This is a genomic window from Paraburkholderia bengalensis, from assembly GCF_037126505.1.
GTDB classification, from domain to species: Bacteria; Pseudomonadota; Gammaproteobacteria; order Burkholderiales; family Burkholderiaceae; genus Paraburkholderia; species Paraburkholderia bengalensis.
In genome coordinates this window covers 1-17,442 of sequence record NZ_JACFYJ010000039.1, presented here as the reverse complement: position 1 = coordinate 17,442, position 17,442 = coordinate 1, and the positions used below count along the sequence as shown (strand labels likewise).

General features: G+C 58.0%; 12 protein-coding genes and 3 pseudogenes. 10 read left to right on the top strand and 5 right to left on the bottom strand.

The genetic code is table 11. The features are described 5' to 3' along the window. Positions 1-396: 396 nt before the first annotated feature. Entirely contained in the window at positions 397-1,617 is a 1,221-nt protein-coding gene (locus tag H3V53_RS22265) for a permease (RefSeq protein WP_336599791.1), read from the top strand. 23 nt (positions 1,618-1,640) lie between these two features. Then, the gene (copM, locus tag H3V53_RS22260) at positions 1,641-2,039 is read left to right on the top strand and encodes a CopM family metallochaperone (protein WP_419539542.1); all 399 of its coding nucleotides are present in this window, start codon (positions 1,641-1,643) and stop codon (positions 2,037-2,039) included. Here the strand turns inward: copM and H3V53_RS22255 are convergent. Then, positions 1,975-3,225, bottom strand: coding sequence for an acyltransferase family protein (locus H3V53_RS22255; protein WP_336599790.1), 1,251 nt, complete (start codon positions 3,223-3,225; stop codon positions 1,975-1,977). The genes copM and H3V53_RS22255 overlap by 65 nt on opposite strands. 501 nt (positions 3,226-3,726) lie before the next feature. On the opposite strand from H3V53_RS22255, the gene H3V53_RS22250 reads away from it, so the two are divergent. The 3 genes from H3V53_RS22250 to H3V53_RS22240 are packed head-to-tail and all read left to right on the top strand — an operon-like array spanning position 3,727 to position 9,103. After that, positions 3,727-5,019 carry a TolC family protein gene (locus tag H3V53_RS22250; RefSeq protein WP_336599789.1) on the top strand — a complete coding sequence of 431 codons (1,293 nt, stop codon included), beginning with the start codon at positions 3,727-3,729 and terminating at the stop codon, positions 5,017-5,019. Next, a complete protein-coding gene (locus tag H3V53_RS22245) occupies positions 5,016-6,044 on the top strand; it encodes an efflux RND transporter periplasmic adaptor subunit (RefSeq protein ID WP_336599788.1) in 1,029 nt (342 codons plus the stop codon). The genes H3V53_RS22250 and H3V53_RS22245 overlap by 4 nt, the downstream gene beginning before the upstream one ends. Then, positions 6,044-9,103, top strand: coding sequence for an efflux RND transporter permease subunit (locus H3V53_RS22240; RefSeq protein ID WP_336599787.1), 3,060 nt, complete (start codon positions 6,044-6,046; stop codon positions 9,101-9,103). Before H3V53_RS22245 ends, H3V53_RS22240 begins: the two co-directional genes overlap by 1 nt. Positions 9,104-9,432: 329 nt before the next feature. Here H3V53_RS22240 and H3V53_RS22235 read toward each other — a convergent pair. Next, positions 9,433-9,555: pseudogene (locus H3V53_RS22235) on the bottom strand (cold-shock protein); the annotation flags it as partial. 63 nt (positions 9,556-9,618) lie between these two features. After that, a pseudogene (locus H3V53_RS22230) lies at positions 9,619-9,810 on the bottom strand (NADP-dependent glyceraldehyde-3-phosphate dehydrogenase); the annotation flags it as partial. A gap of 239 nt (positions 9,811-10,049) precedes the next feature. Here H3V53_RS22230 and H3V53_RS22225 point away from each other — a divergent pair. After that, positions 10,050-13,121 carry an HAD-IC family P-type ATPase gene (locus H3V53_RS22225; protein WP_336599786.1) on the top strand — a complete coding sequence of 1,024 codons (3,072 nt, stop codon included), beginning with the start codon at positions 10,050-10,052 and terminating at the stop codon, positions 13,119-13,121. Between the two features lie 42 nt (positions 13,122-13,163). Here the strand turns inward: H3V53_RS22225 and H3V53_RS22220 are convergent, their stop codons facing one another. Further along, on the bottom strand, positions 13,164-14,105 hold the full coding sequence (locus H3V53_RS22220) for a CHAD domain-containing protein (protein WP_336599785.1): 942 nt from the start codon (positions 14,103-14,105) through the stop codon (positions 13,164-13,166). A 700-nt stretch (positions 14,106-14,805) separates the two neighbouring features. On the opposite strand from H3V53_RS22220, the gene H3V53_RS22215 reads away from it, so the two are divergent. Continuing rightward, positions 14,806-15,324: a hypothetical protein gene (locus H3V53_RS22215; RefSeq protein ID WP_336599784.1), complete on the top strand. Its 519-nt coding sequence runs from the start codon at positions 14,806-14,808 to the stop codon at positions 15,322-15,324. Between the two features lie 66 nt (positions 15,325-15,390). Next, entirely contained in the window at positions 15,391-15,738 is a 348-nt protein-coding gene (locus tag H3V53_RS22210; RefSeq protein WP_336599783.1) for a carboxymuconolactone decarboxylase family protein, read from the top strand. 71 nt (positions 15,739-15,809) lie between these two features. Here H3V53_RS22210 and H3V53_RS22205 read toward each other — a convergent pair whose 3' ends face one another. Further along, entirely contained in the window at positions 15,810-16,331 is a 522-nt protein-coding gene (locus H3V53_RS22205) for an aspartate carbamoyltransferase (RefSeq protein WP_336599782.1), read from the bottom strand. 267 nt (positions 16,332-16,598) lie between these two features. Between H3V53_RS22205 and H3V53_RS22200 the strand changes: the two genes are divergently transcribed. Together H3V53_RS22200 and H3V53_RS22195 are read left to right on the top strand one after the other, a co-directional pair. Then, a complete protein-coding gene (locus H3V53_RS22200; protein ID WP_336599781.1) occupies positions 16,599-17,018 on the top strand; it encodes an HU family DNA-binding protein in 420 nt (139 codons plus the stop codon). A 238-nt stretch (positions 17,019-17,256) separates the two neighbouring features. Continuing rightward, positions 17,257-17,442, top strand: a pseudogene (locus H3V53_RS22195) (RMD1 family protein); the annotation flags it as partial.

Sequence of the window (17,442 nt, the reverse complement as noted above, 5' to 3'; positions counted from 1 at the left end):
TTCAACGACCACTTCCGAGGGAGCACAAACCATCGAGACGGCCGCGAACGACTGAGCCGGGAAGGCGCAGTGCCAGCAGCACGACGAGAAGGAGTTAGCGCCAGTAGGACATGAGCGCAAAGCCTAGCACGGAGTCCAGGCCACTGTAACCGCGCGAACGCGTCAGTGTGTAACTCGATGATGGTTGGCTCGCAGCCCTCGACGCAGGCATGCTGGGTGCTGGCGATATAGCATTTCCGGGCCGCACGCAGCGGCGAGTTGAGAACGCTTCTCACGAATCGGAGCGATGACGGCGGCCGGGATTGCTCCATCTGCCAGGCCAGACCATTCGGGACGTCGAGACGCTGTATAGGCGACGCCGGCCCGCTTGCACGTGCTCGCGCCATAGGGGTTCCAATGCAGATTCTCAGCGCAACGGCTCACGCCCTCTGGATGTCTTTCACGATGTTGTGGCAGATTTTCTGGGGGCTCAGCCTCGGGTTCCTGTTCTCCGCAGTCATCGAAGTTACGGTATCGAAGGCCGAGATGTCCAGACTGTTGCCGGATGACTCGCCACGTTCATTAACGCTTGCAAGCCTGTTCGGTGCTGCATCGTCATCATGCTCCTATGCAGCCGTTGCCATGGCGCGCTCCATGATTCGTAAAGGTGCTGACTTCACCGCCACAATGGCTTTTCAGTTCGCGGCAACCAATCTGGTACTTGAATTAGGCGTGCTCATGTGGGTACTCATCGCATGGCAGTTTGCTGCCGCTGAATTTATTGGCGGACCCATCATGATTGTCGTGCTTGCGCTGCTGTTCCGGTTCTTTTTGCGGCGTTCCCTGAAGCGATGCGCTATCGACCAAGCGAACAAAGGCGTCGCGGGCAGCATGGAGGGGCATGCCGCCATGTCGATGGGTAAGCAGGAAGGTACCTGGAAAGAGCGCCTGACATCACGCGATGGCTGGAAGGCAATCAGCCACAGTTACGTGATGAACTGGACCATGCTATGGCGGGACATTGGTGTGGGATTACTTGTTGCCGGTGCCGTAGCGGCATGGGTGCCAGATAGATTCTGGCAGACATTGTTCCTGACCAGCCACCCGACGCTCGCGATGGTTTGGGGCGCGTTCGTTGGCCCTCTTATCGCTATCGCATCGTTCACCTGTTCTGTCGGAAACGTACCGTTGGCGGCGGTTCTATGGAAGGGAGGCATCAGCTTCGGGGGCGTTGCGTCGTTCATATTTGGCGACCTCATCATCCTTCCAATCATCAACATCTATCGGAAATACTACGGCGGCAAGATGACCGTTTTCATGACCGCGACGTTTTATATCGCAATGGTCGCGGCTGCCCTCATTGTCGAGGGGTTGTTCCAATCGTTGGGGTGGGTACCACACGAGCGTCACACCGCGGTCGTCGATGCCGCCATCACATTCAATTACACCACCGTCCTGAATATCATTTTCGGTATAGTCTTCATCGTTTTGACGACCGTCTTTTTCCGCACAGGCGGTGTTGAGATGATGCGCATGATGAAGCGTGGCGAGCACTCAGCTGACGGTAACGGTCACGGACATCACGCTCACGGCAGTGAAGCATCTCAGGACGAGTACCGTTCCCATCAAAGCCGCTAAATGGCAAGCACAAGGAGATGAACATGAAAGACCGCTTTGTGAAAAGAACTCTCGTCGTCTGCCTAATGGGCTACCTCGGACTCACCACCGGAATAGCATTCGCGCAGCAAGGGGCATCGATGCCGGGCATGGACATGAGCAGCTCCTCTGCCGTCGGGTCGTCCGGCTCGACATCGGCATTCAAGGCCGCAGACCAGAAAATGATGGAACAGATGCAGGCACCATCCTACACCGGTGACACCGACAAGGACTTCGTTGCGCACATGATTCCGCACCATCAAGGTGCCATTGACATGGCAGAAGTCGAACTGAAGTACGGCAAAGACCCTGAGATAAAAAAGCTCGCACGGAATATCGTTAAGGCACAAAAAGAGGAAATTGCACTGATGCAGCGGTGGCAGGCCAAACACGCCGGAAAATAGTCTTTCTCGCGTGAGGCCATCTCGGACTGGACCGAGCTAGCGCATTTCGCTTGGCCTCACGCACTAGCTGCGTCCGGTTCCGCTTGCGTGTACCGGTTCGAAAGCAGCTTGCGACGAACAGCATCCCGCAGCGGCACGACGACGCGAAGTGCGCGGCGCATCGGAAAGGGGATATTCCCATGGAGAGCAGCTTCGTTGCCTTCATCGTGACCATAAATATCGGCGCGTGAATCACGAAGATTGACAGCGCAGAATTGCCAAGCCGCGATGCGAACCTTTCGCATTGTTCGGGTACCTTTACCTGCGCGCAAACGGCAATCAAAGCGATTTCTGCGGGCATCATCGCACCGTTATGCACCAGATACCGCCAATACCCCGCGCCGTGAGCAAGCAGCCAGGCACCCCACGCAAAGCATCCGCCGACGAACAGAAGCACCACGACGCGTCGGCTAGACGCGGACGCGATTGGAGCGAGCATGCCGTCGCGAAACATCCCGTATAAGAGGATGCCCGCGAAGAATTCCGGTAAGCGCAGCACCGGATTGCGCAAAATTGTGCCCACCGCGACGGGCTCGTACCAATGAAAAACGCCCGCGAGGATGGGCGGCATGAGATACGCCCCCCATAGCAGACTGAGAATCAGTGGCTTGCTTCGAGCTGCCAGCAGTCGGGGCGCGGCGAATGGGAAGCTCAGGTAAAAAAACAACAGCACCGCCAACGACCATGATGACGGATTGATGGAGCCATACAACGGATTCCAGACCTGCAGCAACAACGCGTTGAGTACAACATTTAAGGTCGTTACTGCAGGTGTCAGCACAACCGTCACCTCGGGACGGTCGTCGAGCGACATCAATGCAAACGACGTGACGGCATGCGTGCTTACCAGGGCAACTGCAAAGAAAAACAGAAGCCCGACGAAATGAATGACATACAGGTTTGAAAGGCGTTTGACGAAGAATTGCCGGAAGCCACCTCGCATCGATACCGATTCGCCGAAATAGACGTGAGCGAGGATGAAGCCCGAAAGGATAAAGAACGTGCTGGTTACAAAGCCCCCCATCCCTGCGAGGTCAATCAATGGCACGTCGCGGCTTTGCGGATACTGGTGAATCGAATGGAACAGCGTCAAATAAAGAGCGAGCGCGAACCGCAGCAGGTCGAGGACGGAAAATTTCTCTTTCATGGCGTGCCCCAATGATGGACTCACTTGCCCGAGACGCAGCAAATTTCCAGCCCGTTGACGCCCTTCAACGCATGACAACATCGTGCGTTGATTCTTGTCAGGTGACGCTGAGGGTAACGTGCTGCCGTCCCGTGAAGTACCGGAAGATGCGAAAGCGCTAGATATTGGCTTTTTTCGCTTCTATGCACTCTTGCGCCGCGAAAATGATGAGACGCTCCGGGAAAGTTGACGCACTGCACGGGACGGTCGGTAACTTCTTTACAGCCCCTCGTGTTTGAGGGCAGCACCGCTCCCGGCTTGTCATTTCGCCGGCCTCTGAGGAGCACTCGCATATTCCACGGTCGCCCCGACTGCTCCTTAAGCGAAAGATAAGAGTTGAGCAATACTATTCGTAGCGTGATTTCACGTCGGATTGCCATCGTGGCCCACTGTTCGCACAGTAGAAAATGGGAGCGCGCAAACCTAGCGGTCAGATGGCGAAACCCACGGATGAGATGGCCCATGCCGCTCGCGTGCGTCGCCTTGCTGCTCGTTGGCGGATGTGCAGGGTATGTGCCGCGCCCGCTGCCGGAAGCCCCCCAGTGGTCTTCCGACAGCGAGAGCACCTCTGCGCCACTGACAGTCGACCAGGTCGTGTCCCGTGCGCTCGAATTTAGCCCGGAGGTTCGCCGGGCAGAGCGCGATGTCGACATCGCCAAAGCGAAAAGCTATGCGGACGGTCTGCTCCCCGACCCGACGCTGAACTTCAGCACCGACCGCCCTGGCGCTGCCGGCTATGTCCCCGCGTTCATGGTCGAGCTGGGTTACGAAGTGTCAGCGCTCGTAGACCGGCCTGCGAAAAAGCGGGCAGCAAACGCCTTTCTCGATGGGAAGCGGCTCGCACTCGAATGGACACGTTGGCAGGTGGCAAACCAGGCATATGCGCTGTATGTGCAAAACGTCAGCCTGACGAGTCTCGAGGATGAAACGAGTCAGAGGACGGCTCATCAGCGAGATGTTGCCAACCGGATGGACATCGCGCTAGAGCACGCCTACGTCACCCGGGACGCTGCTATGCTCGCGCAAACGCGATATCGGGACAGCGAGCTCGCCTTGAGCGCGTTGCGGCAAGAACACCTGAAGGCCATGCAGGAACTCAACACGCTGCTCGGTATACGACCAGGCACCCGACTCGCGCTCGCAGCACCGCCTGAACCGACCGATATTCCCCAGGACGTCATCGCGCAGGCGCTCGCGGACCTCGCAAAACATCGTCCCGATTTGCTGGCCCTGCGGGCAGGGTATGACGAGCAGGACGAACGTTACAGAGCTGCGCTGCTCGGGCAGTTTCCGAAGCTCGATATCGGCGTGACCCGAGGCCGCGACACCTCCGCCATTTATACAACCGGGCTGAGTGTGTCGGTGACGCTGCCTCTTTTCAACGGCAATCGGGGCAACATCGCCATCGAAAAGGCGACGCGGGAAAGCCTTTACGACGACTACGTCCAACGACTCGACGACGCGTACTCGGCCGTAGACGGCATCACCGCCGAACTGGGCGTCCTCCAGGGACAGTTGCATACCTCGCGCGCCTCCGAGTATGCGCTCAAGACTTCGCTCGAGAAGGCGCGCCACGCCTTCGAGCAGGGAAACCTCGCACTGCCGGCGTTCGCCGACATCGAATCGCAATACCTGGCGCAGCGCATCGCGTCAGAAAAGCTCGAAGGCCAGGTTCTCCAGCAACATGTCGCGCTGTGCACCCTCATCGGTGTCAGCGCCATCGACGATGAACCGCTTCCACAGGCGCGCCCATGAAATTCAGCCAGACAGTAACGCTTGCCTTAGTCTTCACCCTGGTTGCCGTTGAACCCGCGCTCGCACAGGACGTCGTGGCGATGCCCGCCGTGTACAAGCACATTACCCAGACTTTCTCCGCGCCCGCGCGCGTTCAGGCCGTATCAAACATTGTGCTCACTGCATCGACCATCGGTACCTTGACAGGTCTGCACGTGCTGCCCGGTGAGGCGGTACGTAGAGGGCAAGTTATCGCACGTCTGAGGGGGCCAACCGTCCTTGCCGAAACTGCGCGTTTGACCTCTGAGCAGAAATCCGCGCAAGTCCGGGCATCCTCCGCGCTGCAGGCTGCCGGGATTGAGCAACAGAAGCTTGGCGACCAACTCAGCACACGCGACGTCGTTCTTCGTGCACAGGCGGACCGCGATACGGCACATCAACAACTCTCAGCAGCACAGGCTGCGGCCAGAAACTACGCGAGTCTGCTCTCGGTGACAGCGCCACAGTCGGGCACCGTAACAGCAGTTAGCGCGGCCGACGGAGAAATTGTGAGCGCCGGGCAAGCCCTTGTGACTCTAGCGCCTTCGAACGGTCTGTTCATCGTCGCGAGCTTTTATGGCAGCGACGCAATGCGTGTCGCGACGGGCATGGAAGGCACCTTTCTGTCCGAGGGGTCGCTCGCGCCGCTTCGCGTAGTCGTTCAGCGCACAACCCTAAATGTCACGATGCCCGGGCAGACGGACGTGTGGCTGAAAACATCAGATGGCCATGCTCTTCCGGCTGGCGGCGTTGGCACGCTGTCTCTCACGGAAACGACCGAAAAGCTTGCCGTTCCGAGCAGTGCGCTGGTACTCGATGGTGGCCAATGGTGGGTGCTGGTACACGATAGCCATGGCGAGCATCGCAGGCAGGTCGTTCCGGGCCCTTCCGAAGACGGATGGACAACCATCCAGCAGGGACTCAGGCCTGACGAAAAGGTCGTCATCCAAGATAGCTACCTGCTGTTCCATAAGGACTTCGCAAAACGCTATCAGCAAGCCGACTGATGACCCCTCAAAACATGCTCAACGATGTCGTCAAGCGGCCTCTGCTGTGGGTCATGCTCTATGCAGGTCTCGTTGCATACGGCATCTACGCGCTCATCAATATCCACGCCGAAGTACTGCCTCAGTTCAACATGCCCCAGGTAAGCGTCGTCGCCCAGTTGCCAGGGGCCACGACCCTCGACCTGGAGGGACTCATCGCGCGCCCAATTGAGGCCGAACTAACCTCACTATCGTCCTTGAGTAATGTGAGGACGGAAATTGGACAAGGCACCGTAAAGATTGAAGCGCGCTTCACGGAAGGAACGAGCGCAGCCAGTGCGCTGCAGGATGTGAACGGCGTGATTGGCAGAATCAATGGCTCCTTGCCCAAGGGAAGCAGCCTGACGACCGAGATTTCAGGTAATGCCATCAACGAGGTCGCGGACTACGCCGTGCAGGTCCCACCCGGGGTGGACGCATCGCACGTTCAGCGTGTCATCGAAACGGATATCGTTCCGCGCATTCGCGCGGTTCCAGGCGTACAGAAGGTGTCCGTCGCCGGACCCGGTGCCGACGCGATATGGATACGTCCAGACCTCGCGAAAATGCAGCAGTTCAACGTCCCCGTGTCAGCGATTGCATCGTCGCTCGACGCGGCAACCGCGATGGTGCCAAGCGGCTACGTCGACCTTGGACACCAGGACATCTTTATCGAAGGTCGAAGCCTGCCTGCGACACCCGCTCAATATGCCGGCATCGCAGTGCCGGCATCTGGAGGCATCGTTCCGTTGAGCGCCGTGGCCGATGTCACGAGGGCGGCACCTCCCTCCCATCATGCGGTCACACTCGACAGTCGCCCGACAATCGCGGTCATTGTCTTCAAGCAGCCCGGAGCCTCGACCGTCCCGGTCGTCAAAAACGTCGACAGGGCACTGCATGAACTAGAACCTCAGTTGCCCGGTCATTCACGATTCGTACAAATCTATAGTCAAGGTCATATCGTTGGCGTGGTATCGACCGATTTGACGCGCAATCTTGCCATCGGCGCAGTGCTGGCCATCGCGGTTCTGTTCTGGATGCTCGGGGCGAGTCGCGGCATCCTGGCACTTGCACTGAGCATTCCCCTTTCGCTGCTGCTCGGTATCGCCGGGCTTTACCTGACTGGCCAGAGCCTGAACCTGCTAACCTTCGGCGCGCTTTCGGTGGCCGTTGGTCTGCTGGCTGACGATGCGATTATCGTCCTCGAAAGCATCTATCATCGGTGGGAAGCGGGCGATGGGCGGTGGGAAGGTGTCGCACAAGGTCTGCGCGATATCGCCGGTCCCGATATCTCGGGCACCATGACCACTGTCGCGGTGTTCTTGCCACTTGCGTTCGTGGGTGGCCTTGCGGGACTTTTCTTTGTTCCCTTCTCGCTGGCAATGACGCTCAGCCTGATTGCCTCACTCATCATTTCGCTGAGCCTGATTCCGCTCGTGCTTGGATTCGTGGGTCCGAAAAGCGGACGACGCACCACGTCGGGTTCACGCGCCGTCGACTGGCTGAAACACCACAACCTGCGGCTTTTCGAATTCGCGCTGCGGCGACCGAAAACGTCGCTCTGGGGTTGCGTATTTATCTTCATTGTTTCCGTTGTCGGACTGGTCCTGGTGCCAGTTGATTTTCTGCCACTGCCCAACGAGGCGGTGCTGCTCGAAAGTTTCACCCTGCCGCCCGGGACCTCGTTACATGACGCGCAGAACGCTGCTGACCGCATCTCCGCGCGTCTGCGCGGTCTTCCATCCGTAGCGCACGTGTTCGCGAGAACCGGGTCCGCCTCGGGCACCTCGTACACCGAGCCCGCATATGCAGGGGAAATCCAGGTTTCCCTGAAACCTGACGTGAATGTCGGCAGCCTCAACGAAATCGGCAAGCAGATTCTCGATGCGTCGAAACTTCCCGGGATTCAAACGATTGTCGGCACACCGACCCTGGAACGGCTCGGCGAAACTTTGTCGGGCTTGCCTCAGCCGTTCGTCATTGACGTATATGGTAATTCCGTCGAGACCCTGCAGACCTTGTCAAACGAGATAACAGGACGCCTGTCGAAGGTCTCGAATCTGTCGGACGTGTTCAACAACGACGGATATCCCGTCACCGAGCTGCAAATCACGCCAAGAATGACGGCTCTTTCGCTTCACGGCATCACGGCCGCGCAACTGTTCTCGCAGTTGCACATGCTGCTCGCAGGACAGACCGTCGCAACGGTGCCCGAGGGAAATGGCCATCTCGATGTCTACGTCCGTCTGGGCGACCCTACACATCTTTCGCTTGAACAACTCAGGCAGATTCCCGTAATGGCCAATGGATGGACAGCGCTCAGCAACGTAGCCGACGTATCGATGAAAACGGGACCTAACGTCATCCGGCATCTGGATGGCCTGCGCGCAATCGAGATTCTCGCGACGCCCACCGCACCGCTTGGCCAGGTCATTTCGGATTCGAAAAAGGCGCTGTCAGGCCTGAAATTGCCTCCGGGTTACGATGTCAGGTTTGGTGGCTTGTACCCGCAGCTCGAACGTGCTGCGGTGAATGTGGCTGTGGCTGCCGCTATCGCGCTCGCACTCATGCTTGGCATTCTTACCTTGCAGTTCGACGGCTTTCTGGTGCCCGGGCTTCTACTCCTGCAAATGCCTCTCGCGTTCTCTGGCGGTGCAATTGCACTTCTGGTCAGCGGAGTCGGCCTGAATGCCATCGGCCTCATCGCGTTTCTCACGTTGATTGGCGTGAGCCTGAATCACGGCATCGTTCTGCTGCAGATGGTGAAGAGGAACGAAGCGAAGGGACAGGCTGTCGTAGATGCAGTACGTCACGCAGTCGAGGTACGCTTCCGCCCCATCCTGCTCACAGTCCTGACCGCATCGCTTGGACTTTTGCCGACTGCGCTAGGATTGGGAAAAGGCGCAGCGCCGGAACAGGGCCTGGCTGTCGTCACACTCGGCGGGTTGGTGTGGAGCGGGTTGCTTAGTACCAACCTACTCCCAGCGTTGTATGTCCACAGACGGGACAAACAGGAACACAAAAAGAAAAAGCCCAGGTAACAACACGTGAATGTAGACATCGTCGAGCAGTACTTCCGCATGCGCGGTCGATTCCTGCTATCGAACGTGCATGGTTGCATTTACTCGAACGGCACAGCACTAGATTGTCCCGCTGCTACAGCGTATAGCGCATGAAATCAGCACTGTGATGCAAGAACAAGTGAATCGTGGCGCTCGTCGGCAAAGTAACAAGCACGACAATCCACAGTACAGAGGCGCCCTGCCTGTCGCGGTCACGGAGATGTTGGGCTACAGCAATTTTGACGCATTAGCCGACCAACGGCATGGTGTGGTCGGATGCTGCCATCCTGCACATCGTGCGTCCTGGCTTACATCGGCTGGACATCTGCGGCCTGCTTGCCTTTCGGGCCCTGCTTCACGTTGAGGCTGACCTTTCGACCTTCCTGTAGCGAGCTGAAACCTTCGGCCAGAATCTCGGAAAAATGCGCAAAAGGTCTTCGCTGACGATTCGTTAAGGCAGCGTTTGCATTGAACTCAGCCGAGTCGTTGCGGCAATCCTTGCGCCCGGCAAATGCGAAGACATCCGGACCTCGCGGGCACTCGCAGTTGAGATTGACACGGCATACTTGATTGACGAGCAGGTCGACCAACGCACCAATCTGTGCCGGGGCAGTGCCAAAAATGCTGACCTGCTGTCCGCGGTCCGACGAGATGACGTATTCGAGCGGTGTCCCAATATCGTCAAAAACGACATCATCGCCGCAACGACGGCCATCGATTTCGGCGGCGACGCGAGGCAGATACGCGCATAGTTGACGCAAATCAACGTGTCCGGGGCATGCATGCCCCGGAATGGAAAGTTGCAGAAACGGGCCATCGGGGAAGGTCGCTCGTGGGTATGCATTTAACAGGTTGCATCCCTCTGACCACGCCAATCATGGACAAACGCGAATCAGTTCCTTTTAGCTTGGACATAGGACCATCCATGTCGAAAGCAGCCGGCGTCCGAGCGCTTCGTCCGAGGTCCGTCCGTGACATCGTTCGAAGCAATGTCTTCACGAGGTTCAACGCGTTGCTTGGCGGGCTATGTCTCGCGGTGCTCATCGCAGGCCAATGGCAGGATGCCCTGTTTGGCGGCGTTCTTGTGGCCAATACGGCAATCGGCATTCTCCAGGAACTACGCTCAAAGCGGAAGCTCGAGAAGCTCGCCGTGCTTAGCCAGCCCAAGGTAAGGGTGGAGCGTGCGGGGGCTCTGGCGGAAGTCGACGTGGCGGAACTGGTCGTCGGCGACCTAATTGCCGTTGCTCCGGGGGACCAGATAACCGTCGATGGCATCATAGAGTCGTCAGGGACCCTCGAGATTGACGAATCCCTGTTGACGGGAGAGTCGGACGCCGTGGCGAAGACGACTGGTGGCTCTGTCATGTCCGGCAGCTTCGTCGTCTCAGGACAAGGCACATATCGCGCAACACATGTTGGGTCCGACGCGTACGCACATCGTCTCGCGGCTGAGGCGAAACAGTTCGAACCCACGCGCTCCCAACTTCGAGCGGGAATCGACTCGATATTGCGGTACATCGGGTGGGCAATCGCGCCAATATCCCTTCTGTTGCTGGTGAACCAGCTATCGGCTGGCGCGTCTCTCGCCAAAGCGGTCGTATTTTCTGCCGGCGGTGTGGTCGGTATGGTGCCCGAAGGGCTGGTGCTACTCACCAGCGTTGCGATGGCGACCGGTGCCATGCGGCTTGCCAGACGAAACGCTCTGATACAGGAACTTGCCGCGACCGAAACGCTTGCCCGGGTCGATGTGCTTTGCCTCGACAAGACCGGGACCCTGACGACCGGCAAGCCAATCTTTGAGCGCATCGAGATGCTCGCGCCGAATCCCGCTGCAAGCGATGCGCTTGGGGCTCTTGCAGCCGCAGACCCCAGTCCGAATGCAACGCTCCGCGCTATATCGGCGGCATGTCCGGCGCCATTGGAATGGCGAGTCGCCAGCATGCTGCCATTCGCTTCGGCACGAAAATGGTCAGCGGCAACCTTCGAAGCGCGGAAGACATGGTTTCTTGGCGCTCCCGATGTACTCCTGAGCCAGATGGCGTCGAACGCCGACGCGCTGCAGCGTGCGGCCTCCTACGCAGGTCTCGGCAACCGCGTGCTTCTGCTTGCAACGTCACAACAGCCACTTCGGGAAGACGCCATTCCGACAGACCTTCAGCCTGTTGCCTTGGTCCTGCTTGGCGAAGAAATCAAGGAAGACGCGCATGCAGCATTAGGCTTCTTCGCACAGCAGGGCGTAACTGTAAAGGTGATATCGGGGGACCATCCTGCGACGGCGGCGAACGTCGCTAGACGCATCGGCCTGAAAAACGCCGAAACTTTTTTTGATGCTCGAAATCAACCGGCGGAAGCAGAGGCCCTGAAGGATGTGGTGGAGGGCCAAACGGTGTTCGGACGAACCACACCGCAGCACAAGAAGGCGATGGTTGCGGCGCTGCAGGCCAACGGTCGCACCGTGGCCATGATAGGCGACGGAGTAAATGATGTACTGGCCTTGAAGCAGGCAGATATCGGCATCGCCATGGGTAGTGGGTCGGGCGCTGCGCGTACGGTTGCACAACTCGTGCTGGTCGATAGCCATCTTTCGTCGCTGCCTGCCATCGTGGGCGAGGGGCGGCGAATCATTGGCAACGTCGAGCGTCTGGCGAACCTCTTTGTCACCAAAACCGTCTATGCGATGTTGCTCGCTATTGCGGTAGGCGTTGCGAACCTCCCCTTTCCATTCCTCCCACGTCACCTTACCCTCGTCGGTGCGCTCACAATAGGCGTACCGGCCTTTCTGCTTTCCATGGAGTCCGGTGGCAGCAGGGTGGCCCGCGGCTTCCTTGGACGGGTGCTGCGATTTGCCGTCCCGGCAGGTCTCGCGGCAGCCGTCGCCACATTTGCTACCTATTTCATCGTGATTGAGTATCGGGATGGAAGTCTAGAAACTGCGCGGACGTTGGCCACCATGTCATTGTTCTGTGTCGCCTTGTGGGCACTGTACCTGCTGTCCAGGCCGCTGAACGTATTCCGCGCTTCTTCGACTGCAGCGATGACTGCGGCATTCGTTCTCGTTGTCGCGATTCGACCACTGCGTACATTTTTTCAGCTCTTTCCGCCGACAGCACCATTGCTCGTCTCATCGGCCATCGTGGTAATGGCAGCGGCGGCGGCTCTCAAGCGCATTGTCGACAGACTGGCAGCCACGTCACAGACCCCGGAAAATGAATTGGGCTTACGCGCTGAAAAGGCGCTCACCTGGCAGCTGCTGCATGAGCGCATTGGTGTTCGAAATCTGCTGCTTGCAACTGTTTTGGTCGTCGGTGGGATGTGGCTTTTCTTCGGTGCGCTTGAGGACGTCGTCACGCGAGACCCGCTGGTGGACGTCGATATCGCCATCCATAGCCTCATGCAACGCTTTCGCTTTCCCGCCCTCGATTCACTGATGGTCGGCGCATCGGAGCTCGGTGACGCGGCGGTCACAGTTCCCGTGATTTTTGTGGTGCTTGGCTGGTTCGTCTGGCAGCGAGAACTGCGAAGCGCGCTTTACTGGATTTCGGTCGTCGCACTGGCAGAAGTCTTCGTTGAAACGATGAAATTTATCGTTCGGCGCCCTCGTCCGACGCTGATATTCGAGGGCGTACACAGCTTCTCGTTTCCGAGCAATCACGCGACCCTGAGCGTTGTCACTTACGGCCTCCTCGCCTATTTCGTCGCGCGCGGCTGCCACGGCACATGGCGCCGTCGCATCGCTATCGTGATGGGGCTTGTGATTCTCCTCATCTCGTTCTCACGTCTTTATCTCGGTGTTCACTGGTTCTCCGACATCGTCGCCGGCATGAGCTTTGGGGTCGCCTGCATTATCTCGGCGGCGTTGCTTCATCACGTTGGCGAGGGAAGTCGAACGAGCACCCTGTCCCTGGGCGTCGCAGCTATAGCTACGCTCTTGCTCAGCGCTGGCATATATATCTTCAGCGAACACAGCGCCGACCTGATTCGCTATGCGCCGAGGTGACATATCAGGAGGCGATGCGCCTTGAGCAACCGGTCCGTCTACTCATGGCTGCCAGTTTGCGGTCATCGTGCGCGGCACATCCTGAAGGATGGTGCCTGCGGTCCGCATTTGCCGCATCTTCTCGCCCTCCAGATATCCAATGGCATCATTAACCACTGCCGACTCGGTCAACTGAAACGTATGCTCGCGCAGAAGCGCTTCGCTGGTCACCAGGTCGTTTAGCATGCCAAGCACATCCTGCACTGACGCCAAGCTTTCGATGACGGCCTGATGGTCCCTTTGCAGAATGGGTGAAAAGAACTCAAGCACGTATCGCAGTTTCTTTCCCGCGATTCGTACTTCGTGAAGCGAAGTGTAGCGTGACGCCCTATCCTGGATAGCACGCTTCACTGCTTTCTTTAGAGCTTTCTCGGCCCGTTCAATGCTTCCCTCAACAAAATCAGCAAGTGCCGGGTTGCCCGAACGCGCATCAAGATGATGTCGCGTGTTTTCGATTGCATGCTTCAGCGACGACTCAATTTGTGCGTCGAAAATAGTTGCACGGCTCAGCAACAATGCCCCCGCACGCTTCTCATCGATGTCGGAGAGAAGCGTTGCGAACCGCGGCCGCATCGCATGCGCTTCCTGCATCAGATGTCGCAGCACGTCCCAATTACGGGTCACGCCCGCTATGGAGGCTAATGACTTGAACTCGTGGGCATGCGCCGTCGCGCCCGTTCCGTCGAGCAGCGGGCGATATGCCCACCATAGCGTACGGAGACGACGCAGCGCGACGCGGAGTTTGTGCAAAATCTCGGAGTCGTCGCTCGAACGAAGCAAGCTGGCGCGCCGAACGGCTTCCGCCGCTGTAGACAGGGCGAGCAGGGAAAAGGCCTCGGCGACCGGCATCGTAGGCGCGAGGGCACCTAGCTGTATCCGTGCGGCGACGCGAATCGGCGTCGTGAAAACGCCATCCTGTGCAACCGAAAGTGAACGCGCGCTCATTCATTATGCCCCTGATTTTGGATTGTCAAGGGAAGGGCGACCTTGTTCCCGCCTTGGGCGCTGTCGCCAGATTCGGCAAAGAAGCTTGCTTTTGATACGTTCAATATCGTACTGCGACAGCTTCCATTAACCAACATATCGCAGCGACATATAGCCGACGGGCTGCCGCACTCAAGGGCGACCATGCGTCCCACGACTGGTAGCATGTATGCGTTTAACGCAATCCCCTCGCGTGCAACGCAGCGAATAGCAGCGCCTTAGCCCTATTTGCTCCCTGGAGACACTTGTCGCACAGAGGACAGTTCGTCGGAATAGCGCATACCCGTTTTCGGCCGGTGTGCGCCCGTCTCGGTACCCGTCTGTGTGAAGGTTATTTTGCCGGAGTTGTCCACTATGCTTATGGCTTCGCGGTCACTGCCTCCGAGGCTCCTCGTTGCTCCCACGAATTCGACCTGTCCGGCCAGTCCACAGCCGTGCCCACTTCGTAATGCTCACCCGTTTGAAGGACGGGTCATTGAGCTCGGTCAAGTCGCAAACGATGGAACGGAATTTCCTCACATGGAAAATCAAATCACTTGCCCATCGACTGCAGCCGTTTCGTTGACGAGCGTCAAGGGTAGGCCGGTGCTGACATGTAGCCTTGTATGCACGATGACTGCAAACGTTGCGTCTGCGTGTCGTGCGTCCACAAGGAGGGGATATGAAGAAGATTCTAGTTGCGATGGCTGTCGGTATCGCGTTGACATCCCCGGTCCTGCAAGCTGCTTCCAAGGACACCGGTGCGCCGCAAAGCAATTCAAAAACACCCCCCGCAGGCGCCGCTGAATTCGACAGGAATCTGGCGCAGCTTCAGGAGCAAATGAAGACAATGCAGGTGCAGATGGACCAGATTCGCAAAACTCAGGACCCTCAGGAACGCCAGAAGTTACTTGAGCAGCACTGGGCCACGATGCAAAGCGCGATGACAATCATGCACGGAATGTGGGGCCCGGGGATGATGGGCCGTGGAATGGGCCCGGGAATGATGGGTGGCGCTGGGTCCGGAATGATAGGAGGCTGGGGGCATATGGGCGGCTACTACTCGCGCCTGACCCCCGAGCAACTGCGGCAGCGTCAATACATGACTGACCAATACCTGCAGATGCAGCAGGAGATGATGAACAACATGATGTGGCAGCAGCAATACCGGGGCGGCCCACCGCCTGCCAGCACAAAGTAGACATTCTGAACAATCGATTACGGACGACTTCCCAGCCTTAAAACCTCGCCAACTACAGGAGCGGGCATGAGCAGTATTTCCAGCTACAAAGACCTGACAGGCGCGGTATCGGTTCAGATGCGAGCGATGCGCGCGTCACAGCCTGACTTGATGGCAACATTCGGCCAACTCGCTGCGGCCGGAACAAGAGACGGGGCGCTGGACCGGAAGACTCGGGAACTGGTGGCGTTAGGGATTGCGGTTGCCTGCCGTTGCGACGACTGCATCGGCTTTCACGTCCAGACGCTGGTGAAGCTGGGCACGACAAAGGCCGAACTGGAAGACGTGCTTGGCACTGCCGTCTATATGGGAGGCGGCCCATCGATGATGTATGCCACCCATGCGTTGAGAGCCTTGGATGAATTCTCGCGCTGAATATCAACGCGCCCGGATTTCTGTCACTGTCTGTGATGCAAGGCCCCCCGAAGAGGACTACGGCATGGGACTCATGGCTGCGTCATCCCCTGGTGATGATGCATATGCCCATCCATCGCATCAGCACCGTGGTCCGAGAGCTGTGCGTCGAACCATGCGTGAAGTGACGACACGAGATTCGGGTCATCGCTGCGATAGTTCAGCTCGCCTCCACCTTTAATGTCCTTGTACGTAATCGATATCTGGCCGGGCGTTGCCGCCTTGAGTTGCGCCAATCCGGGCATGTCAGCTCCGTGAGTCCGGGCAGGCCCCGAAAAGTCACCATGCCGAAACTGCGTCTGGATTTCGCGCAGGTGCTTACGAATCAGCCGAATCTGTCCGCTGTCAGATGAGCTATTCGCAATGACCTGCTGGTTTCCACCATCGTCCGATTTGGTGAAGATGTGAGTCGTGGCCTTGAGGCTGAACGGCATGACCTCAGCACCTCGCAGCGCTACCTCGGCCTGACGTTGAGCGTCCGCCGCGAACGATTCGAACGCTGCGCCCAAGCCTGCCATCACGATAAGCGTAGTAAAAAGTATGGTCTCTTTCATTGCATGAGACTCCCGCGTGGCCAACTCTGCCGGATGACCTCTTAACTGTACTAAGACCGACCAGCATAAGGTCGGCACGGAATGAATCCCGTTCAGACGTCGTTTTAAATTGAAGAATGGGCCCTGATTCTACGGTTATTCTGCTTGCAACAGCTGTAAAGCGTTGCTACGCTTGCCTCCAGCTTAAGTCGACGCATGTGCCGAAGCATTCCATGCCTCGGGGTGCCTCGTCTTAAGCGGTTATCCAAACCCCAAAAGAGGAAGTCTATGGCAACGAAAACCGCAAAACCTGCAGCCAAGAAAGCAGCAACAAAGCCCGCAGCGAAGAAAGCAGCGCCCGCAAAGAAGGCAGCCGCTGCTGGGGCAACGCTGAAGCCCCTGAAAGACACGTTCACGAAGGCATCGCTTGCTACTCACGTAGCAACTCAGGCCGGTGTTGAACCCAAGCAAGCAAAGGCTATCCTCGCAGCGCTGGAAGACACCATCCTCGGTTCTGTTCACAAGAAGGGTGCCGGCGAGTTCACGCTGTCGGGCCTGCTCAAGATTGGTGTACAGCAAGTGCCTGCGAAGAAAAAGCGTTTCGGCAAAGACCCGTTCACCGGTGAAGAGCGTTGGTTTGATGCCAAGCCGGCGACCGTGCGGTTGAAGGTGCGCGCGCTGAAGAAGCTGAAGGACGCAGCGGCATAAGCGCCCCCGCCGTCTGCTAGAAGGCCCGCTTTTCGAGCGGGCTTTTTTAATGGCATCTCCGACGTAACGCCGCCCGAGCTCGCTACGGTACCTGTGTCCCAACGGCAACCCAACGCCTACGTGTTCCCAATTTCTGACTGAGCCTTCCGACGTCCGGGACCGCGGTGGGTCAAACGCATACCCCAGCACTGTGTTCACACCTATACTTTCGATGACGTCAACGAATTGAAGTGACCCAATGTCGAATCTCGCCATCAGTTCGCTTCCGCAAGTACAGGCCCGTGCGCATCTCATCGCCGACCGGATTGACCTCAAGAACTTCAAAATCACCGATTCACTCGCCACCACGCCGCTGACGGTAACGGTAGGCGGGGCTGACGGCATCGCCGTTCTTTTCAGGTACGGCGTCGTCGTGTTATTTGGT